Raw genomic sequence first — 18,477 nt, 5'->3', positions numbered from 1 at the left:
GGGGGACAAGGCTATGGTTTCAGAACTGCAGGCGTGAATAGCTGATCTTCCGATAGGGCAATATACGGAGGAATGCCTTTCAATTCGACCCCTTCGTCACCGACTGCCCATAAAATGACATGCCATGGCTTTCCGGTGTCTTCCGGGCGGGGGCGGACTTCCAGCATTTCAGACGTGGCCGTATTCTCCATGACTTTCGAACCAGCCTTATTTATTCCAATTTTGGAATCCACTACTTTGTCCTCCGGGCTGACAACAGCGACCCCAAATCCGCCTTCATGCACGCCGGCAACTTGAAAACTGAACGCAGCCGAGTTAAGAGGAACGAAAAAGCTGTAGCGGGCACATTGTACACCGGCGAGCCTGAAGCCGGAAAGTAGATGCATCATGCTTTGCGCATTCGGACTGGATACACTCCAGGCTCCGCGCAGATCATCGTTGATTTCGACTTTGAATATTTCGCCATTGCCGCCGCTGAGTTTTAGATGAAACTCCGCAGGTTTATCCGTGCTGCATGTTTCACTGAAGATGACCTCCCCTCGTGAATTGCTCACTTTGACGCTGGCAGTCTCGGCCCGTTTGGGCAGCGCGCCCACCGGTTTGCGAACGATGGCCAGATCAGCTTCGGGCGATGTTAAGCGCACCATGAATTCTTTGAGATCTCCCCCACGGACAGTCTGCGCCTTGGCGTCCCGGGCTTTAGCAAACAAAACTTCCGTAATCGCAGCGGGAGAATTTCCCAACAGCTTGCTGCCGATGGCCGGGTCGTGCTTGAGGTAGTAGCTTTGCAACAAAGCCAGCGCTTCATTAGTAAAGAACATCATCTGCCCCAATGACTTCCCGTCTCCATTCGGGCCGCCGAAGTAGAGGAGCGACTGCATCGCTTCATTAACGATCTCCATGGCGTGGGAATCATCATGGGTCAGCCCATAGTAGGCGACTGGCGCGATAATCAGCGGGTTGAGCGTCGAAAGTTTCGCGCCGTCCAGATCATAGATTTGCTTGCCTTCTGGGGATGCCGAGTAGGGCCATGCCTGGGTTTCAGGCGAGAAGGATTTGATTAGCCATTGAGTGCCCTCATCCAGCGCGGCAGAAGCTGCGGCGTCACCGGTCTCCTCGACATAGTCTTTCATGCCGCTCAAGAAGATCCCCATGATGAAACAGTTATTGCCCATAATGCCCTTTTTCCACCCGGAGTGGTCGAGAGGCAGCTCATGAGTCCACAATGGCAAGGGGGCATCCTTCGGATGTTTTGCCTTGACCGCAACGTCGGCAATTTTTTTTGCGGCCTGAAGGTAGGCGGGATCGTACGTCGCCCGGTAGAGCGGCATGATCGCCCGTAACGACCATCCTGCCGAACGCTCGTGTGTACCGAGGTGATTGAAAATCGGAGCCATGGACCACGTGATATGTTCGGCCTCCTCCAGCGCACCATCCATCACCCGCGCGTCGCCTGACATAAACCAAGCATTGCACATTCCCGCCGACCATGTGTGGCCGTTTTGAGCGTCGGTATGATCGTCATACTTGTGGCTCCACGTGGCCTGTTTAGGAAGTTCCGGGCCTTCCCAAGTTCCGGTGTGGCCGATGGAATGCTGATGGTTGGCGCCAAGATAGTAGGGGTCGGGATAGTCATGGACGATATCAACGTCCGCTTGGTGCCGGGTTGCCGCGATGGCCGTTCGGTAATAATCGCGGTTGCCCGTACGTGCGAATTGTAGCAAAAGCCCGTGGGCGCGGTCATACTCATTGTTCCCCCAGTTTCGGATGCGCTCTCCGAACCAGTCGCCGTAATTGAGAAAGCCATATTCGCGAGCGCTTTCGCGGCAAGCTTCGGAAGCTTTGAAGTCTGAATCAACAAAGTCGTCCCATTTTGAAAATTGTCCGCCCATCGGACGTGGCATTTCTCCCAGTCCCTTGCTGGTCGCATACCAATCTGCGGGGAGCACCGCAACCACGGGTAGATTCGCTTCCGCTGCCAATTCCGCCGGGGAATATTTCCCAGAAAAATCAAGACTGATGCGCTCGGTGAACGACATTCCCCACTTCATCCGGTATTTCCCTTGCACGAACGGGAACATCAATTGGTAGGGAAGATCGGTGCCGTACTGAGCTGAAGGAAGAGCAGGCAAAAGGTCGAAGCGGACTTCGGTGGCATCGGTGGAAATCCCCTTCGGCCATCGCTGCCAGAAATCATGCACCGTGGCAGTGATCGAACTCGACGCGCCATGCAAAGCGATGGAACCAGGGCAGCGTCCGGCATCCTGCCGGGATTGGTTGTCCACGACTGTTTCGGCGTGGTTTTCATCGCTTTGGAACACGGCCAGTCGGGACCCCTTGATGAGCGTCTGATGGTCTCCGCTCATGAGTTCCGCTGAAGTGATTCCTCCCTTCAAGCGCAACGGAAAAGTCAACGAGGAAAGCTCCGTGAATTCAGTGGCCAAATAGCTGTCAAAGTGGGTATGTGCAACGGTTACCACGGCAGAATCCACCAAGAACGTCAGCCGAGTGACAAAACGCATGTAGGTTTTCCCTTCCGCATTGCCGTAATGGCCCTCGACTCGCACGACGACCTTTCTGGGGCCATTCTCTTCAAGCAGCACACGGTCTGGCGGAAGCGCCGCCGTGTCGAATAGTTTTCCATCTCCATCACGCAGGCTGATTCCTTCAGGGGCAGAGGCCGCGACGGGTCTGAATTTACCGCTGTTATCAAGAAGTGAAACGTCCCGCAAACCGTTGAATTTTTTGGTATCGATCACCGCCTTGAGAGGGCCGGTGCAGATGGTGATCTCACCCGCTTTTTGCTGGATGTCGAGTTTGTGCTGAGGAGATGAAGCTTTGATTTTCGAGCCGAATTCCACAATCAAGTCGGAGTCCGCCTTGGCTTCCATCGGTTTCTGGACCTGGATCAATACCCATTTTAGGCTGTCGTCGGGCCACCGCACCGTGGGAGTAATTTGTGACGGAATTTCCTGTGACTGGGCGTCGAGCACACGGATATGCTGCGCATCAAAAATAGCTTTCTCCGGGAACGGTACGCCAAATTGAATTTGAGCGCTGGAACGAGCAATCCCCGCTTCCTCCCGGAGATTAGCACGAATTTGTTGCCTTTCCACGGCGCCCTGTTTTTTTGCTATGGACGATTTCGGCGGGACGTTGAACGAAGGAACCGGAACTGGCCGGGGACGCCAGGATGGGACCGCGGGAACCACGTCGGCATACGTCAATCCTTTGTTGTCGAGGTCCTCGTATTTTACGAGATTGTTTTTGTAGCGATAACCCACATCGGAGAAATCTTTATCAATTTTGAATTGCCCCGGCTGCAACTCGACGTGAGCATTTTGTGGTGTAGACAACGCGGCATTGCGCCGCTGAGAAAGGATCCATGCGCGCATGGGGTAGCGGTCGCTCTTTGGTAATGCCATGTCGAGCGCGATCCACAGTTCATGATCCGCCCAACTCACAATCGCTTGAGGCGTTGGATTTTTGCTGAACCCATCGTTCTGACAAATCACCGACGCTTGCTTGCCCGCGATCGCAACCATGAGATCGGCCCCCTTGTGAGTCGCGTCAGAACGCCCCGTTTCCGCATTGTCATCCGCATCGAGGTAAAGGATGAATTTTGCCCCGTCCTGCTGCGGGACTTGGTCGAACGTCACCCGCGCCAGAAGCCGGTTTCCGCCCACATGCTCCAGGCTGAGTTCCCGAACCGCTGCCGCGCCGCTTTCCGCTTCAGAAGCCGTTTGTTCGCGTCCGGTGGATTTGAAAACAGGCTGCAGTTTTTCAAAGATGGCCTGGTCATCAGGCAGGCACAGTTGATGGAGCGTCTTTGCAGTGGGGACTGCGGTAGCTGAGTGAAGCAGAATAGACGAAGCCAAGAAAGCAGGCCAAAGGCAGGAGGGAATGCGCATACGATACAGAATTTTTTGAAGAAAAAAAGGATACGGCGTAAACACCCCAGTTTCACGCCGTACCCTCTTTAATTGAATTTTTTTTTATTGCAGGCGTTTCTGGCGGCCCAGCCGTTTGACCCCCAACAAGGTCCCCATTCCTGCAAGCACGATCCCCCAGACGGAGGGTTCAGGTACCGCAGTCAGCACAATATCGTTGCCACCGATCGTCGAATTCAAGGCCACATCGCCGGTGTAGCTGATTGCGAATTCCTGCCCGTTCACGATCACATCACCGAGGTTTGCAACTCCGTTGAAGCGATCATTGGCACCCGAATAGTAGATCGTGCTGGAATACTTTGTTCCTCCGATATCAAGTGTCAGTGTCTCGAAACGACCGGAAGAGGTGAGCCCGTCGGCAAGGTCAAAGACAAAGTAGTTGGCCTCCGTGCTATTGGCGCCGCCGCCGAGATAGCTGTTGGTCGCATTGGCCACCAGCGTGGCGAAGTCCGCCGCCGACATGGAAAGTGCTAATGTCACCCCGGAGTTGCTTGCGCCATTGGTCAGCGTCTGGCTCGCCGAGCCGATCTGCAAGCTGTCCACGCCGACCGATCCCGAGACGACAATCTGCGAGTAAGCCAGGCTGGATTTCGTCGCAACCGGGCTGTTCCCGCCGGAGGTGGTCGAAACGTTGAAGTTGGCCGTTGCCCCCGAATCGTAGGAGAGGTCCAGGGTTAGCTTGCCCGTGCTATTGCCGTTGCCTGCGCTGGTCGTGCCGCCAGATTTGACCGTCACCGCTCCGGTCACGGAGCCAGTGCCGCTCAGTGTCCTGGTAGACTGGACATTGACGGCACTGGTAATGGTGCCGTTGTTGACAATGTTGCCATTGAAGGCGCCAGCCGCTGCCGTGGCTCCCGCATTGATCGTCACGTCGTTGTTAAGCGTAAGGTTTCCACTAATGGTTCCCGAGTTGGTCACCGTGGAATCAATCACGCCAATGCCTGAAAGTTTGGCTCCGCTATTCACGGTGACCGCACTATTGACCAGGCGGCCCTCGATATCCAGATTTCCGGCTCTGACGGTAGTCGCCCCACTATAGGTATTGCTGCCGGAGAGGATCAGCGACCCAACCCCCAGTTTCGTGAGTTGGGCTCCGTTTCCACTGATTCCGCCGGAAATTGTTAGCGAAGTTGAGGTGTTGCTGACCGTGACGTTTCGGTTGGTGGCGCTGCCCAGGGCAACGGCAGAACCGATGGACGAATTGTTCGTGCCCGATACCGTGATATCTCCGCCAGCGTTGAGGAAACCGGTGCTTGCCGTCACCGCGCCGCCGTCAAGGAATAGCGTGCCGTTGGTGTTCAGGTTATTGGCTCCAAGGGCCAATGTGCTATTTTTGTTCACTGTGACGGTGCTGCCGCTGCCAGTGGTGACAGCCGACCCCAGGATCAGCGTCGACGCGCTTGATCCGCTGCCCACCAGCAGATTTCCGATAGGCCGGACCGAGCCGTTGGCATAAGTGCCAGAGACACGTAAAGTATGGCTGCCAGCAACTGCAAAGGAGAAGGTTGAAGTGGCATCAATCGCAGCGGTTCCGGAGCCGCCTGCCTTCAGTCCAAGATCAGTGGTGCCACCCGCCAATACCGCGTCCAATATGACATTGGATCCAATGGTGACATCGGTGTTGCTGCCGCTCAGATCAAAAGATCCGGCGCGGAATGTTCCCGTTCCACTGCTGGAGGCCACGGTCCATGAGTTGGTGGCTTGAGTACCGACTTGATTGGGCGCCCATATCCCTGAGCCGGCCGCAGCACTGGCATCGTAGACGTAACCGTTCAAATCGAACGTCACCGGTTTGGTGGAAGCAGCCGCACTCGAACTCAAGATCCCTTTTCCATTAATTACGCTCAGGTTGCTCCCCATTCGAACGGTCAAAACCGCGGCCGAGCCTGGAGCCGCGTTGGTACCGTCGACATTGCTGGCCATAATCTGGCCGATGTTCTGGCCGGAAAGACTGGACGAAATAACCGCCGTGTAATTGGTACCTACAGCGTTCTTATCCTGGTCGCGAACCCAGACCTGATCCAAGACCGATGCGGATGAGAGCGTGGTGGTCCCATTCCCGCGACTCAGAACCAGCGTTGCCGTCCCAAATGAATTCGACGCGCCGGAAGTCGAGCCGACCCATGTCACACCGGAATTAATCACCACACTCGTTCCGCCCACGGAGATGAAGCCAATCGGGTTATCAGCGATGGTGCTACCCGCATTTGCGACTAGGTTGCCCGCAATCGCGATACGCCCGCTATAACCGAAGGTATAAGTGCTATTGGAGTTGGTGGTAAGAACAGCGCCGCTATTCAAAGTCACGTCGCCCTGAATTGTGTTCGAGTAAGCGCTGTCAAGCCATGATCTGATGGTGCCGCCATTATTGACGACCACCTTCCCATTAACGGAGGTATTATAGCCAGTCCCTGATAATTGCAGGACGCCCCCGGAATTGAGGGTGGTGGTGCCTGCCGTGAGCATATAAACCCAGGTGTCCACAATGCCCGTAGCGCCTGTCGTCCCTCCGACGGTCAATCCGTTGGACACCGTCAGGTTCTTGCTCAACTGGAGGAACGCTGTCCCGCTGGTTGCCGCAACGGAAACAGCCCCTGAACCCAAGGCGGTGGTATTATTGGTAAACACCGTACCCGATGTAATTGTCGCCCCTCCGCTGAAGGTGTTGGCGCCGCTGAAGGTCACCGATCCAGTTCCTCCGATGGTCAAGGCTCCGGTTCCGCTTACCGCTCCGTTCACCACCAGCGCGTTATTGCGGGTGCTCCAGGTTTGGGCTGCACCCAGGCCGAGATTGGCGGTAATCGTATTGGTTCCGGTGGCCGCCCCCGTCACGATGCCGCCAGAGCCAATCGTCAGCTGATAGGTGGAGCCCCCAAGCGTCCACCCAGTGGACTCGAAATCCAGCCCCGCAATGGAGCGTGACCCCGTTAGGGTCGGCTGATTCGTCGTGGGGGTGTTGATAAATACAGCCGTCGAGGAGGTCAGGTCATCGGTTGGAGCGGTTCCACCCCAGTTGCCTGAGTTTTGGAAATCCGTGCTGGTTGAGCCTGTCCAGGTTGTAGAAATTGCACTTGCGGGAATTGCAGAAATTAACGATAACGAAACCGCAATAGCTGCGACGTGAAGAGACTTTGCATCAAAAACAGGGTTTTTTTGAGAGTTCATGGGGATTGAATTTGATTTTTGACTCGGTTTCAGGGGCGAGTTCATAGCGCTAAAATCCCAGATTCGACTCCAAATCGTCAAGAAATTTCGTTAATTTGTGTGTTAAAAACTTAAAAAGTAGTGTTAATTGATCCAATGAAGTTACGCCGCTCCAGCAAGGCAACCCAAAAAGCCATCGCCGAAGACCTCGGGGTTTCCGTGATGACCGTCTCCCGTGCCCTCAGGAATCACCCCGATCTCTCCGAGGAAACCAAAAGCCGTATCGTCTCTCGGGCCATTGACCTCGGCTATGACAAGATTCCGCAGCAAACAGAAAAGGCCGCCATCAAACGCGTCGGTCTGTTCCTCTACGAAGATTCCGAATCCAGTAATGGGTTTGAGTCGGGGGTGCGCCGTCAGCTTTTCTTCGCCATTGAGGAGCAATGTCAAAAGCAGCAAGTGGAAATGGTGCTCCAGTTCCCCAAATCAGGCGACGTCCCCGTGGCGATCAGAAATAAAACCGTGGATGCTGTATTCCTTATGGGTCGCTACACGGTGGAAGATTCGCAGCTCTACCGGGACATCCCAACCCTAGCGATCAGTAGCTTTACCGCTGGCGCGGAACTCCCCTCCATCACCGCGGACAACCAGGAGGGGGCTCGTCTCACCACCCAGCATTTAATTGCCATGGGGCATCGTGACATTCTGTTTGTTGGCAAGGACGAAAGCTCTTTTACCGAGTTATTCCGTGCCCGTTCTGAAGGCTACATTTTGGCTATGGAGCAAAGCTGCCTCGACCCCAAAATAATGTTTTTCAAATCCGATAAAGAACTCATCAGCGCCATCCCGGAGATCCGAAAATGGACTGCTCTCGTGTGCGCCTGCGATTCCGATGCCATCGCCTTAAAGGAAGCCTTGGCGCAAGCCGGGATCAAAGTTCCCTTGGATATCAGCATTACTGGATTCGACAATCTGGACGTCTCCGACGAGGCGCAATTGACCACCTACTCGCCGGACTGGGCACAGCTTGGAAACATGGCGGTCAACATTGCTGTCCACGCCCCTGAATTACTGGAAAGACGGTTCAGACTTGTGGTCCCGGGCAAAATTATTATGCGTAAATCAACCAGCCGCCCAATGCCTCGCTAAACCCATCGCCAAGCAGTTTTACAGAAGCCCGTTCCCACATGGACGGGCTTCTTTTTTGTCTCGAAAGCTTGAGATGGCTCATCCTGGTAAAACTTTTTTGCGAAAAATGTGTTGAAATATCGGTCATGTATCGTTAGTTATAACGCTACGTTTCAATCCTATGAAAATCCCTCCATACTATCGCCACATCGCCTGTGCAGCCCTCGCGTTTAGCTCCCTTTTCACCGCAAACGGAGCGGAGCCGGAAAAAATCCTCAAAGCGCTAGACCTGCCCAACACTCCTGCGATCCTTGAAAACTTTACCCCAGTTTTCACCAACAAGGCGCCGGTTCAGACCGAGGAGCAAGCCGAAACCAAGCCGTCAATCGTACGGAAGCTGGAAGTCAAACACGTGGGAGGTAATCGCCTGCTGGTGCGGTTGGAGTTTGACCAGATTCCCTTTAAAGGCGAACCGGCGGCCTCCAATCTCTTATATCTGGACACTGACAACAACGCAGAAACCGGCCGTAAAGATGAAACGGCAAAAGGAGTTGACCTTTTGACCATCGTTTCCGGCACGAATACATTTGTTAATCGATACAACCCCGCGTTAACCCCGGGGAACACCGTCGCCCAAGCTGTATACGATGGAAAGCTTCTCTACATCACCATCGAGACGCCGCTCCCTGAGTCCGGCTCAACCATCCCTCTGTACGGTTGGGTTCTATCCCAGCGGAATCAACCTCCGGCAAGCAATATGACGGACCGAGCCCGCTTTGCCGTACCGCGCGGCACAGTTGAAGTCCTTCCCCTGGCGCCAGGCAAACAAGCCACCGTCCTGTAATCGTTGGATTTCCTCACATGAAATACAAATTTCTCGTTCTGGGGATTGCCATCGCCGCCGCATTGATCGCGAGTGCCTCTGCCGGCGACGCTCCGCTAACCATTGTTACCGTGGGAGATTCCACCGTAGCAGATTATCCCAAGGAGGACATCAAACGGGGCTGGGGCCAAATGCTGGGAGAATACCTGGCCCCCTCGGTAACAATCATCAACCTCGCGGAGTGTGGTCGGAGCACCAAAACCTATTTTGAAACACGGTATTGGCTAAAGGCGACCAAGCTCAAGCCGGATTATATCCTCATTCAGTTCGGGCATAACGATTCGCACCCCAAAGACCAGCCTGAATCCACCGATGCCGCGACCGATTACCAGGATAACCTCCGCCGTTACGTGGCCGAAGCTCGTCAGGCGGGAGCGAAGCCCATCCTTGTCACTCCGATGCACCGCCTGGTATTCACAAGCGGCGGGAAGCTGTCAGAGGAACTCAAACCGTATGCCGACGCCATGAAACACGTTGCCCATGAAACCAACGTGCCGGTGATCGACCTCTATGAACAGAGCACCCAAGCCTTTGAACCGCTGGGGTTCAATGGGGTGAATGGCATGACGGCGTCCGAAACCGACCGAACCCACTTTACCGAAAAAGGCGCCCGCATCCTGGCAAAAATTGTCGCGGAGGAAGTCGGGAAAATCGATCCCCGCTTGAAGCAGGAAGCCAAGTAATTTCCACCCGAACGTCGCCTTTCCAGGTTTTCGTACACAATGAAACATCGTTTATCCGTTGGGCTGATAGGCCTTGGAGGAATGGGATATTCGCACTTGCAGACCTTGCGCCAATTAGAGGCGCAAGGCAGGCTCCACCTGGCTGCCGTTGCGGATCCCATGGCGGAGAAACTGGCCTACCAAATTGCGGATTTGAAAGTGGCGGGTGTGCGTTGGTATCCGGCCTACGAGTCGATGCTCAATAATGAGGACCTTGATGCCGTGGTCATTGCCACGCCCATATTCCTCCACGCCGACATGGCGCGCAAATGCCTTGAGCGTGGCCTATACGTTTATCTGGAAAAGCCGCCGGTGCCGTTGATTCAGCAGTTGGAAGAGCTCATCAAAATCGACCAGGAAAAACGGGTGCGCCTGGTTTTTCAGATGATCAATTCTGAGATCATCCTGAAGCTCAAGCAAGCGGTCATCGAGGGGAAGCTGGGAAAAATCCAGGAAATGCGCATTAGCGCGTGCTGGCCCCGGCGGGATAGTTATTACAACCGCAACAAATGGGTTGGAAAGATGATGGTGGGAGAGCATCCCGTTTTTGACGGCCCTGCGACCAATGCGCTGGCTCATTTGATTCACAATGCCATGTTTCTGGCGGGCGATTCCATGGCGGGATTTGGCGCGCTGGAAGAGATCCAAGCCGAGCTTTATCGCGTGCGGCCTATCGAAAGCTATGACCTGATTTGTTTCCGTGGCCGGTTCCCTTCCGGAATCAATATCACCGCCGCGCTCACCCATGCCACCGAGGAACTGCGGCCTTTCCGGTTCAAGATCAAAGGGACCAAGGGCTGGGCCGAGATTTCAAAAGATGGCATGCTGATGGAGAGCAGCTTCGGCACCCTCTTTTGCGAACAGCCATTCGAAACCGCGTTTCGGCGTTCGTACGAAAGCTTTTTTGACATCATGGAAGGCTGCCCGTCCCGCCCGCTGACCTGCTTGAAGGACAGCCGCGGCTACGTCAAAGCCACCAATGGCGCAATGCTTTCCTCGGGAGAAATTTTCACGGTAGATACGGCCTTCTCTCGAATTTATAACGAGAATAGCGATCAGGGGTACGACGTGCCAGGCTTGGCTGATTTGATTGACCGCACCTATCACGAAGGCCTTCTTTTTTCTGAATGCGGCGTCCCGTGGGCTCATACGACCCCAACGGTTGCCATTCAAAAACTGACTTCGCTCGATCTTCAAAACTTGATTTCTCAACCCTGAAGTGGAACTTGTGCCATGCCGTTTTTCCCCCGGCAACAAATTTGCAGCCTGCCCGCCAGATTGAAACTGACGCACGGTTTTTCGTTGCTTGAATTGCTGGTGACGATGGGGATCATCGGCCTCGCCATGATGCTCTTGATGCCCTCCCTAAGCGGCAGAAAGCAAAGCGGCGACTTTACCAACTCGGTCGCCAAGCTCGCCGCTGCACTGGAACAAGGGCGCGCTTATGCCATGGCCAATAACACGCACGTTTTCGTCGGAATAGCCGAATTTGACGCATCCCTTTCCCCTTCGGCGACGCCCCAGCGCACGGCATCGGAGCAATCCGGAGGCCGAGTCGTTGCCGTAACCATCGCCTCCCGCGACGGCACCAGTGGATACGACAGCACCTCGCCCGGCGCGCTCAGCGGATCAGCCATTTTCATGATCGGCAAGGTACAGCAAACCGACAACCTGCACCTGGCTGATCTCAATGCCGGTTCAAATCCCCCGACAACTGGAGCCATGGCACGGCCTGCCGCCGCCCCGGCCTCGCGAATCGGCAACGCAAACTGTCTTTCGCTCACCCCCTTCTCCTATCCACTGAACGGAACTGCGCGTTATACTTTTCCAACCGTCATCGAATTTTTGCCGACCGGCGAAGCAAAGATCATTTCCCAAAATGGGGGTGCCAGTAGTAAATTAATTGAAATCGGCCTCCAGCCAACCCATGGAAATTTAGTTCCGCCCGCGCCCTCCAACCAAAGTGCCGGAAATCATGCGGCCATCCAAATCGATGGGCTAACCGGCAGCATCCGAACTTATAGGCCATGAAATTAAAAGCCCCCCGGTTTTTATCCGCTTTCACGCTTGTGGAAGTAACACTCTCACTTGGAATCGCCGCCTTCTGCATGGTAAACCTTCTTGGGCTGATCCCCGTTGGTGTGGCAAGCCAGAAGACTAGTGCGGAACAAACCGGCGCAGCTTGGATCGCCACAAGCATTGTCGAAGATCTTCGAACGACGCCTAAAGCCTACCCTCCGTCCGATCAGACATCACCGCAGTTTCATTTCAACGTCCCCGCCACAAGCAGCGGAACAGAGACTCTTTTCCTGAGCCAGGACGGACGCACCGCGGGGGCGCTCAATACCAACGCCGACCCGGCACAGAATCCCCGCTACCGGGCCACGCTCTATTTCACCGGTAGTGGTTCTTCGGCAACGGGGCAGCGGGCGGCAACGTCCGTCCGCATCCTCATCACCTGGCCCGCATTGGCAGACGGGGCCGCGGGGAACGCACCTTCCAATTACTCGGGTTCCTACGAGGCATGGATCTCGCTCGATCGCAGTTAGCCCCTCTTTCCCCCCCAGAATGAACTCACGGAAAAGCGGCATCACTGAAAAGCGGCTGTGGAGCGAAGGATTTTCGCTTCTGGAGCTAATGGTGGCAATGACCGTTTTGATTTTGCTGATCTCTCTGGTCATCACCATCATGAATGGGGCGACGGCGGCAACCACCACCAGCAGCGCGCACCGGGATGCCGACAGTCAGGCGAGAATGGTTTTTGATCGCTTGGCCGACGATTTAGCTTCGATGCCCAAGCAGGCTGATATCGATTTTTTCTTTTCCAAACAAGATAGCGACCTGGGAGGTGTCAACGACCAGCTCTATTTTTACAGTGGTGTGCCTGGATACTTCGATTCATCCCGCAGCACCGCCTTGCAAAGCCCTACCTCGCTGATTGCCTACCGCCTCGATAGCAAACTGACATTGGAGCGAATGGCCAAAGGCATGACGTGGATCAACGCGGGAACGTCAAGCGGCCTGATATTCCTGACGCTTTCCGGCACCACATTCGCGCCGGACCCACAAAGCACATTGTCTGGGAACGCCTCATTGCAAAGGGTGCTGGATGGCAGCGATGCCGACTATGCTCCCTTTAGCAAAAGTGTTTTTCGGCTGGAGTTTTGCTATTATCTTAAAAACGGCACTTATTCGAAAATTCCTACCGCGGGCGGCACAGGGTTCAAAAGTAATCTGAGCGCATCGTCCGCACCCGATATTAGCGATGATACTTCCAAAGGCTATTCTTCCGGTTCCCGCTGGTACGACGCGACCGGGAAAAGGGCCTACATCTGTCAAAACGCCGACGGCGGAGCCGCTGTGTGGAGCCCTCTTGGGCTGGCCGATGTTTCGTCTCTTGTCGTTGCCATCGCCGTGCTGGATGAAATGAGCCGAACCCGGGCTGCTGATTTAGCACTGGCGGCGCAAGCGCTTCCCGATCCATCAAACGACGACCTGGCCGCTTCGCCGCCCCGGTTGATGGCCTACCAGTGGCAGAACATCCTGAACCAGCCCGACTTTGCCGGCAAAGCTGGAATTTCCCAGTCGGTATCGGCGCGCATCCAAATTTACCAGCGCCACTTCAAACTCAGCACGCCATGAAGATTCTGGCATCTTATTCCCCAGGCCCGTCTCCCCGCCACCGCGGAGCTGTGCTGATCATCGTCCTCTCCTTCATTGTCTTGCTGGCAGGCTTGGTGGTGGCCTTTTTCTCTCGCGCAGTATTCGATCGCCAAATATCTAACAACAGCACCAACACTACAAAAACGGATACGCTGGCCTGGGGGGCGATCAATACCGTCGTTGGAGACCTTAAGCAGGAGATGGCGGCCGGTTCGACACACCTAAACAGCACTACCGCCTCGACCACGGCAATCTACGCTCCCCTTGGCATCTCCGGCGGCAATCAAACGGCGGTTCCCTTCCGTATGCCGACCTGCGGAACATTTGCCAACCTCATCAAACAGAGCGCCTATAACCAATCTTTTTACACGGGAGCCTATTACGACTCGAGCCAGTATCCCGTTCCCTCCCGGGCGGCAAACGTTTCTTCCACCACGCCTGCACTAAACCAGCGCTATATCTCGCTGGCCCGCTGGAACAAGCCACTTCTGCTTCCCAAGAAAACCCCCACCAGCAGTTCCAATTTAACGCCGGACGGGAACTTCCATGCGCCAGATTGGATTCTTATCTCCAAATCCGGCAGCAACGTACTTACCGCCAGCACCGATATCATCGGCCGCTATGCCTACACCATCTACGACGAAGGCGGTTTGCTGGATATCAATGTTGCGGGCTATCCCGGTTCAACACCAAGCAGCTTTACCGATTTCAAAAATGCGCTCTCGTTTGCGGATCTTACTAAAATCCATCTGACCCAAACGCAGATCGACACCCTCGTCGGGTGGCGCAACTACGCGCTATTGCAACCATCGGGCACCTTCCCGAACTTCACCATTCCCGCATCGAGCGGAAGCACCTACTACAGCGCCGCACAAGGGAACTCTTTTATACGGACCGGAACCGCCGCGCTCTACAATCAACAGTCGGACCGGATGTTTTGCAGCCGGCAGGAACTGCTCAAATTCATCCAATCCATCGGCGTTTCGACCGATCAAGCCGCTCTCCAAAACGCGATGCAGTATATCGGCACCTTCTCGCGCGATATCAACCAGCCTTCCTACGTTCCCTCGCACATCATCGACACCACCGCGCCAAAGGTCGTTGGTGGCGATGGCGGAAACATTTCCTATGGAGGCGATGCGGTCGTTAACCCCGCCTTCCTGACGGTGCGTGCAACTTCCTCGGTAGTCCGAAACGACGGCTCCACCGCCATGGCGGGGGAACCTCTGGTCAAAAAGCGCTTTTCATTAAACCGCCTCGCATGGATTACCTGCAAAGGACCGAGCGCCCGCCTCGCATCTGGTGACACGGTTTTCCAGGAAACCGCAAAAGCGCTGGGCTGGGAAAGCGCCAAAGCGACGGCCTGGCTCAAACAGGGAACCGACGAAGCGGTGCTGCGTTACTTTGGCCTTTCTTGGGATGCCACCAACAATCGCTGGAACTATTCAACCCATCTGACATCCAAACACATCAGCACCTTGTCCGAAGTGGCTGCGGCAAATCGTGAGCCGGATTTCGTTGAATTGCTCAAAGCGGCGATCAGCATCGGTTCGCTGGGCAAAGGAGCCACGCGCTACAATACCACGCCCGCCCCCCCCATGCCCAATGCCAGCGGTGTGGCCAACGCTCAAGCATGGGAAGACTATCAATTCCGCCAGGATATATCGACAGACGCCCACCTGCTGCAAATTGCCGCGAATATCATCGACCAATTCGACGTCGATGGGTTCCCGACACGCATCTATTTTGACGATGGCACAACGGTGGGCACCAGGGAAATCGTTGGCGTCGAAAACCTTCCCTATTTTTATCGGATCCGCCCATCCATCGTACAAGCGATCGCCCCCATTCCCGCGGGAACTTCCGGAACAGCCTGGAATCATCTTCCTGATCCCATTCCGTATTACAGTGGAACGGGAACCGCTCCCACCGGTTATTCCACACTGACCGAAACCGGATTAATGGCCTATCTGTTGCAGCCGGAACTCTGGAATCCCCATGACCAGGGCAGTCCGCGTGCTTCGGCTTCAAGCCTCGCCCCAACGGATTTCCGTTTTGTGGCTGACAGCACTTCGCCCGACCAGATTGCGGCTTCCGGTTCATCCACTTCCTATGCCACGGCATCCATCTTGACCCGCAGTAACGGAGGTTCGCGAACCGATTTCCTTTCGCTGATCAACCCCGTCGTCCCATTTGATAACGGCTACGCCATCTATCCCATTTCATTTACTGCGGATAATACCGAAATGGATTTCAACGTTACCGGAAACACATCCAGCCTGTTTGCGGAACCGACGCTGCTTTTTCGCCCAGGCATTCCTACCGGAAGCAACCTCAAACTGGGAAGCAAACACAGCATCCGCCAATTCACCAGCCCTCCACTCAACGGCACTTTTCCCAAGCTCACCCAGGCGGTCGCCAGCGGCAGCGGGGAAGGGATCAAATCCATCCAGGATAACAACACACATATCGGAATGTATATGGCCGTGGGACCGTTGCGCTGGCTGTGGAAACAAAGCTCCACAACAAGCTCTGTTGTTTCCGCTGATGACATGGGGCCGTCAGGAACCGGAGCCTGGGCTAACAGTAATTGGGACAGCGGCATTACCTTTCGGGTACAGTGCAAGGATCTCGCTGGAAACTGGGTAACCTACGATCAAAAGTATTCACAAGCAGGCCGCCATCTCCATGCCATCAAATGCAACGTTAACGCCGATGGCAGCGCAGGCTGGAACTCCGACTTTGCCCTGGTTGGAAGGGATGGATGGATTTCCTGTATTGATCCGCGAACCTCCCGGTTTGGGATGCAGGGCCACGGTCCAAGCTCCGGCCTTCCGCCTCCGGGCTATCCCTATCCCTATGGAGGCATTCCTGCGCCCCTCAATATCTCCCAAGGGTTGACGTATTCGAATCGCTGGGCCAGCGATAGCGGCGCTTTTATTCAAGATGGGGGAAATTACGGAACCGCCTATGGGCTGCCAGGCGCTAGCGGATGGTATCCCAAATTGGCAGGCCAGTATTGGACAAACGGGGTGCCGTTCTATTTAGGCTTATTTGCCCAAAACAGCATGGATGATGCAAGTAGCCCCCAATATTATGCCGATACCGATGGGGTTGTGCGACGGGGCATGGCCGCCTTCATGTCAGGTAACATCACCACCGGGCAGCCGTTGGCGATCGCCACGGGCACCACGGGGACGCCGACGGTGCAAAGCCAAAGCCGACCAATGATCCTAAACCGGCCCTTTCGCTCGGTGGCGGAAGTGGGCTATGTCTTTACTGGCACGCCGTGGAAAAATTTGGACATGTTCACCCCAGAGAGCGGCTTTGCAAGTCTGCTGGACGTTTTTTGTGTGGGATCGGAAGACCCGATAGTGGCCGGGAAAGTCAACCTAAACACACGGCAGTCCTTGGTTTTAAGCGCGATTCTATCTGGAGCTTACAAAGACGAAATGACGCACTATTCCACCCAGCCTTCATGGACATTAGCTGCGTTGACCAGCGGCGAAGCTGACACAATCGCCAGTGCTCTCGTTAGCCGCACCATGAGCAGCGATGTTCAGAAAGGTCCGCTGCGCAATATGGCGGATTTGGTAGGCCGCTGGACTGGCGCGATTACCGACTCGAATGGAGCCATCAACGGACAGCAATCTTATCACGGCTTCAGTGAAGATTTGTCGAGCGCGAACGCGTCAATGAACAGCATATCGAGGCTGCGTGAAACATCCATGAGAGCATTGACTGGGTGCGGAACCACCCGGGTCTGGAATCTGATGATCGATATCATTGCCCAAACCGGACATTACCCTCCGAGGGCAGGGAACCTGGCCCAGTTCAATGTCGAGGGAGAACGGCGCTACTGGGTTCATATCGCCATCGACCGCTACACTGGAGAGGTCATTGATCAAAACGTGGAGCTTGTAAGAGAATGAATGCATTCCATTACATAAAGATCTATTTTGTAATACTGGCAGCTTTTTCCGGAATGGCCAATGCACAGTCTCCGGGAACGACTTCGTCAAGCCCCTTGATTCAACGGCGGGCTCCAGATTTTTCCCGATGGAGTATTTCCTTTGTACGCAGTGTTACCGGTTTGCCTAATAACCGCCCGAGCACAACGAACACGAAGCATATCACAGTGACGAAAACCTGGCCGGTTTTCGAAGCACTCTTCACCGAGGATGATGGTAGCCAGAGCGAGCGTTGGTATTATGGCAACCTGGAGTTCTTGATCGACCGGTCAACAAAGCACCGCTTGATTTTCCCGGAGGGAGAAGCACCTCAAGCCGAGGAAGCCGTCCGCTTTTCAACCCGAGATTTTCCCGGATTTGAATGGATTGCAGAAAAGAACTATACCGGGAACCGAACGGTTAACGGACGGGACTGCATGGTGTATATTTCGGGGACGCGCAGCGCAGCATCCAGCCAGGACATCTCACCTTTACAGTCGGCTGATTCAGACGTGATGATTTCGTGCATTGACGCCAAAACACGTCTGCCTGTCTTGCTTCAAAAAGACGGAATAACCCGTATCTATCAATTTGAAATACCTCCGTCGGCCGCTCTTGTGCTTCCCAAAGATATTCAGGAATGGCTCAATTTAAAAAAAGAACAAACCGAGAAGCTGGCACGGATGCCGGAGAAACCTTTTTAAATTGTGCAAGCCGGGGTTTCCAGAATGGCTCGCGCGAGCTGGTGGGTTTCGATCAGATGACGAAAAGGCAAGAGTGTCGAGGCATCGAGAACGCCTTGCTCGATATTTGCGAAGGTGCACATGGCCTAGCTGTCGATGATCGTTTCCTTCAGAAGTTTGTTGGCGATTCCGTGCCACGGCTGGAGAAAGTAGATGCGCAGCCTAGTTGCTGTGGGAAGAGGTATGGTTGGCGAGGATAGTTCAGGACATATCCGGAGTTTTTATTAGCACATTCCCGATATTTTGTTCCGTTTCGTTCCTTGGTAAATAGAATCGTCCGACGTGAGCAAGCCC

Annotated in this window: 11 protein-coding genes; 9 read left to right on the top strand and 2 right to left on the bottom strand. The window is 54.8% G+C overall.

The features are described from left to right. Positions 1–11: 11 nt before the first annotated feature. Together B2828_RS09170 and B2828_RS09165 are read right to left on the bottom strand one after the other, a co-directional pair. Positions 12–3,911 (bottom strand): RIFT barrel domain-containing protein, encoded by a 3,900-nt coding sequence (locus B2828_RS09170; protein WP_479633424.1) that lies wholly within the window; start codon positions 3,909–3,911, stop codon positions 12–14. Between the two features lie 84 nt (positions 3,912–3,995). Then, positions 3,996–7,115 (bottom strand): beta strand repeat-containing protein, encoded by a 3,120-nt coding sequence (locus B2828_RS09165; RefSeq protein WP_479633423.1) that lies wholly within the window; start codon positions 7,113–7,115, stop codon positions 3,996–3,998. A 135-nt stretch (positions 7,116–7,250) separates the two neighbouring features. Here B2828_RS09165 and B2828_RS09160 point away from each other — a divergent pair, with 135 nt between their 5' ends. From B2828_RS09160 to B2828_RS09120, 9 genes are all read left to right on the top strand, one after another. Beyond that, positions 7,251–8,243, top strand: coding sequence for a LacI family DNA-binding transcriptional regulator (locus B2828_RS09160; protein ID WP_479633422.1), 993 nt, complete (start codon positions 7,251–7,253; stop codon positions 8,241–8,243). Positions 8,244–8,403: 160 nt separating this feature from the next. Next, a complete protein-coding gene (locus B2828_RS09155) occupies positions 8,404–9,066 on the top strand; it encodes a hypothetical protein (protein WP_479633421.1) in 663 nt (220 codons plus the stop codon). Positions 9,067–9,083: 17 nt separating this feature from the next. Further along, a complete protein-coding gene (locus B2828_RS09150; RefSeq protein ID WP_479633420.1) occupies positions 9,084–9,788 on the top strand; it encodes a rhamnogalacturonan acetylesterase in 705 nt (234 codons plus the stop codon). A gap of 39 nt (positions 9,789–9,827) precedes the next feature. Next, positions 9,828–11,045 carry a Gfo/Idh/MocA family protein gene (locus B2828_RS09145; protein ID WP_479633419.1) on the top strand — a complete coding sequence of 406 codons (1,218 nt, stop codon included), beginning with the start codon at positions 9,828–9,830 and terminating at the stop codon, positions 11,043–11,045. 60 nt (positions 11,046–11,105) lie between these two features. After that, positions 11,106–11,858, top strand: a complete 753-nt coding sequence (locus tag B2828_RS09140) for a pilus assembly FimT family protein (RefSeq protein WP_479633418.1) — start codon at positions 11,106–11,108, stop codon at positions 11,856–11,858. Further along, positions 11,855–12,376 (top strand): hypothetical protein, encoded by a 522-nt coding sequence (locus tag B2828_RS09135; RefSeq protein ID WP_479633417.1) that lies wholly within the window; start codon positions 11,855–11,857, stop codon positions 12,374–12,376. Before B2828_RS09140 ends, B2828_RS09135 begins: the two co-directional genes overlap by 4 nt. A gap of 19 nt (positions 12,377–12,395) precedes the next feature. Further along, positions 12,396–13,469, top strand: coding sequence for a PulJ/GspJ family protein (locus B2828_RS09130; RefSeq protein WP_479633416.1), 1,074 nt, complete (start codon positions 12,396–12,398; stop codon positions 13,467–13,469). Between the two features lie 50 nt (positions 13,470–13,519). Further along, on the top strand, positions 13,520–17,422 hold the full coding sequence (locus B2828_RS09125) for a hypothetical protein (protein ID WP_479633415.1): 3,903 nt from the start codon (positions 13,520–13,522) through the stop codon (positions 17,420–17,422). Next, entirely contained in the window at positions 17,419–18,144 is a 726-nt protein-coding gene (locus B2828_RS09120; RefSeq protein ID WP_479633414.1) for a hypothetical protein, read from the top strand. Before B2828_RS09125 ends, B2828_RS09120 begins: the two co-directional genes overlap by 4 nt. Positions 18,145–18,477 lie beyond the last annotated feature (333 nt).

Source organism: Spartobacteria bacterium UBA695, assembly GCA_002298145.1.
Lineage (GTDB): Bacteria > Verrucomicrobiota > Verrucomicrobiia > Chthoniobacterales > Chthoniobacteraceae > UBA695.
Note: the sequence above shows the minus strand (reverse complement) of the source record. Positions and strands in the feature narration are given on the sequence as shown.

Excerpts from the sequence above, each read along its gene's own strand:
- B2828_RS09170 (WP_479633424.1), bottom strand. The coding sequence starts at position 3,911 with ATGCGCATTCCCTCCTGCCTTTGGCCTGCTTTCTTGGCTTCGTCTATT.
- B2828_RS09165 (WP_479633423.1), bottom strand. The coding sequence starts at position 7,115 with ATGAACTCTCAAAAAAACCCTGTTTTTGATGCAAAGTCTCTTCACGTC.
- B2828_RS09160 (WP_479633422.1), top strand. The coding sequence starts at position 7,251 with ATGAAGTTACGCCGCTCCAGCAAGGCAACCCAAAAAGCCATCGCCGAA.
- B2828_RS09155 (WP_479633421.1), top strand. The coding sequence starts at position 8,404 with ATGAAAATCCCTCCATACTATCGCCACATCGCCTGTGCAGCCCTCGCG.
- B2828_RS09150 (WP_479633420.1), top strand. The coding sequence starts at position 9,084 with ATGAAATACAAATTTCTCGTTCTGGGGATTGCCATCGCCGCCGCATTG.
- B2828_RS09145 (WP_479633419.1), top strand. The coding sequence starts at position 9,828 with ATGAAACATCGTTTATCCGTTGGGCTGATAGGCCTTGGAGGAATGGGA.
- B2828_RS09135 (WP_479633417.1), top strand. The coding sequence starts at position 11,855 with ATGAAATTAAAAGCCCCCCGGTTTTTATCCGCTTTCACGCTTGTGGAA.
- B2828_RS09130 (WP_479633416.1), top strand. The coding sequence starts at position 12,396 with ATGAACTCACGGAAAAGCGGCATCACTGAAAAGCGGCTGTGGAGCGAA.
- B2828_RS09120 (WP_479633414.1), top strand. The coding sequence starts at position 17,419 with ATGAATGCATTCCATTACATAAAGATCTATTTTGTAATACTGGCAGCT.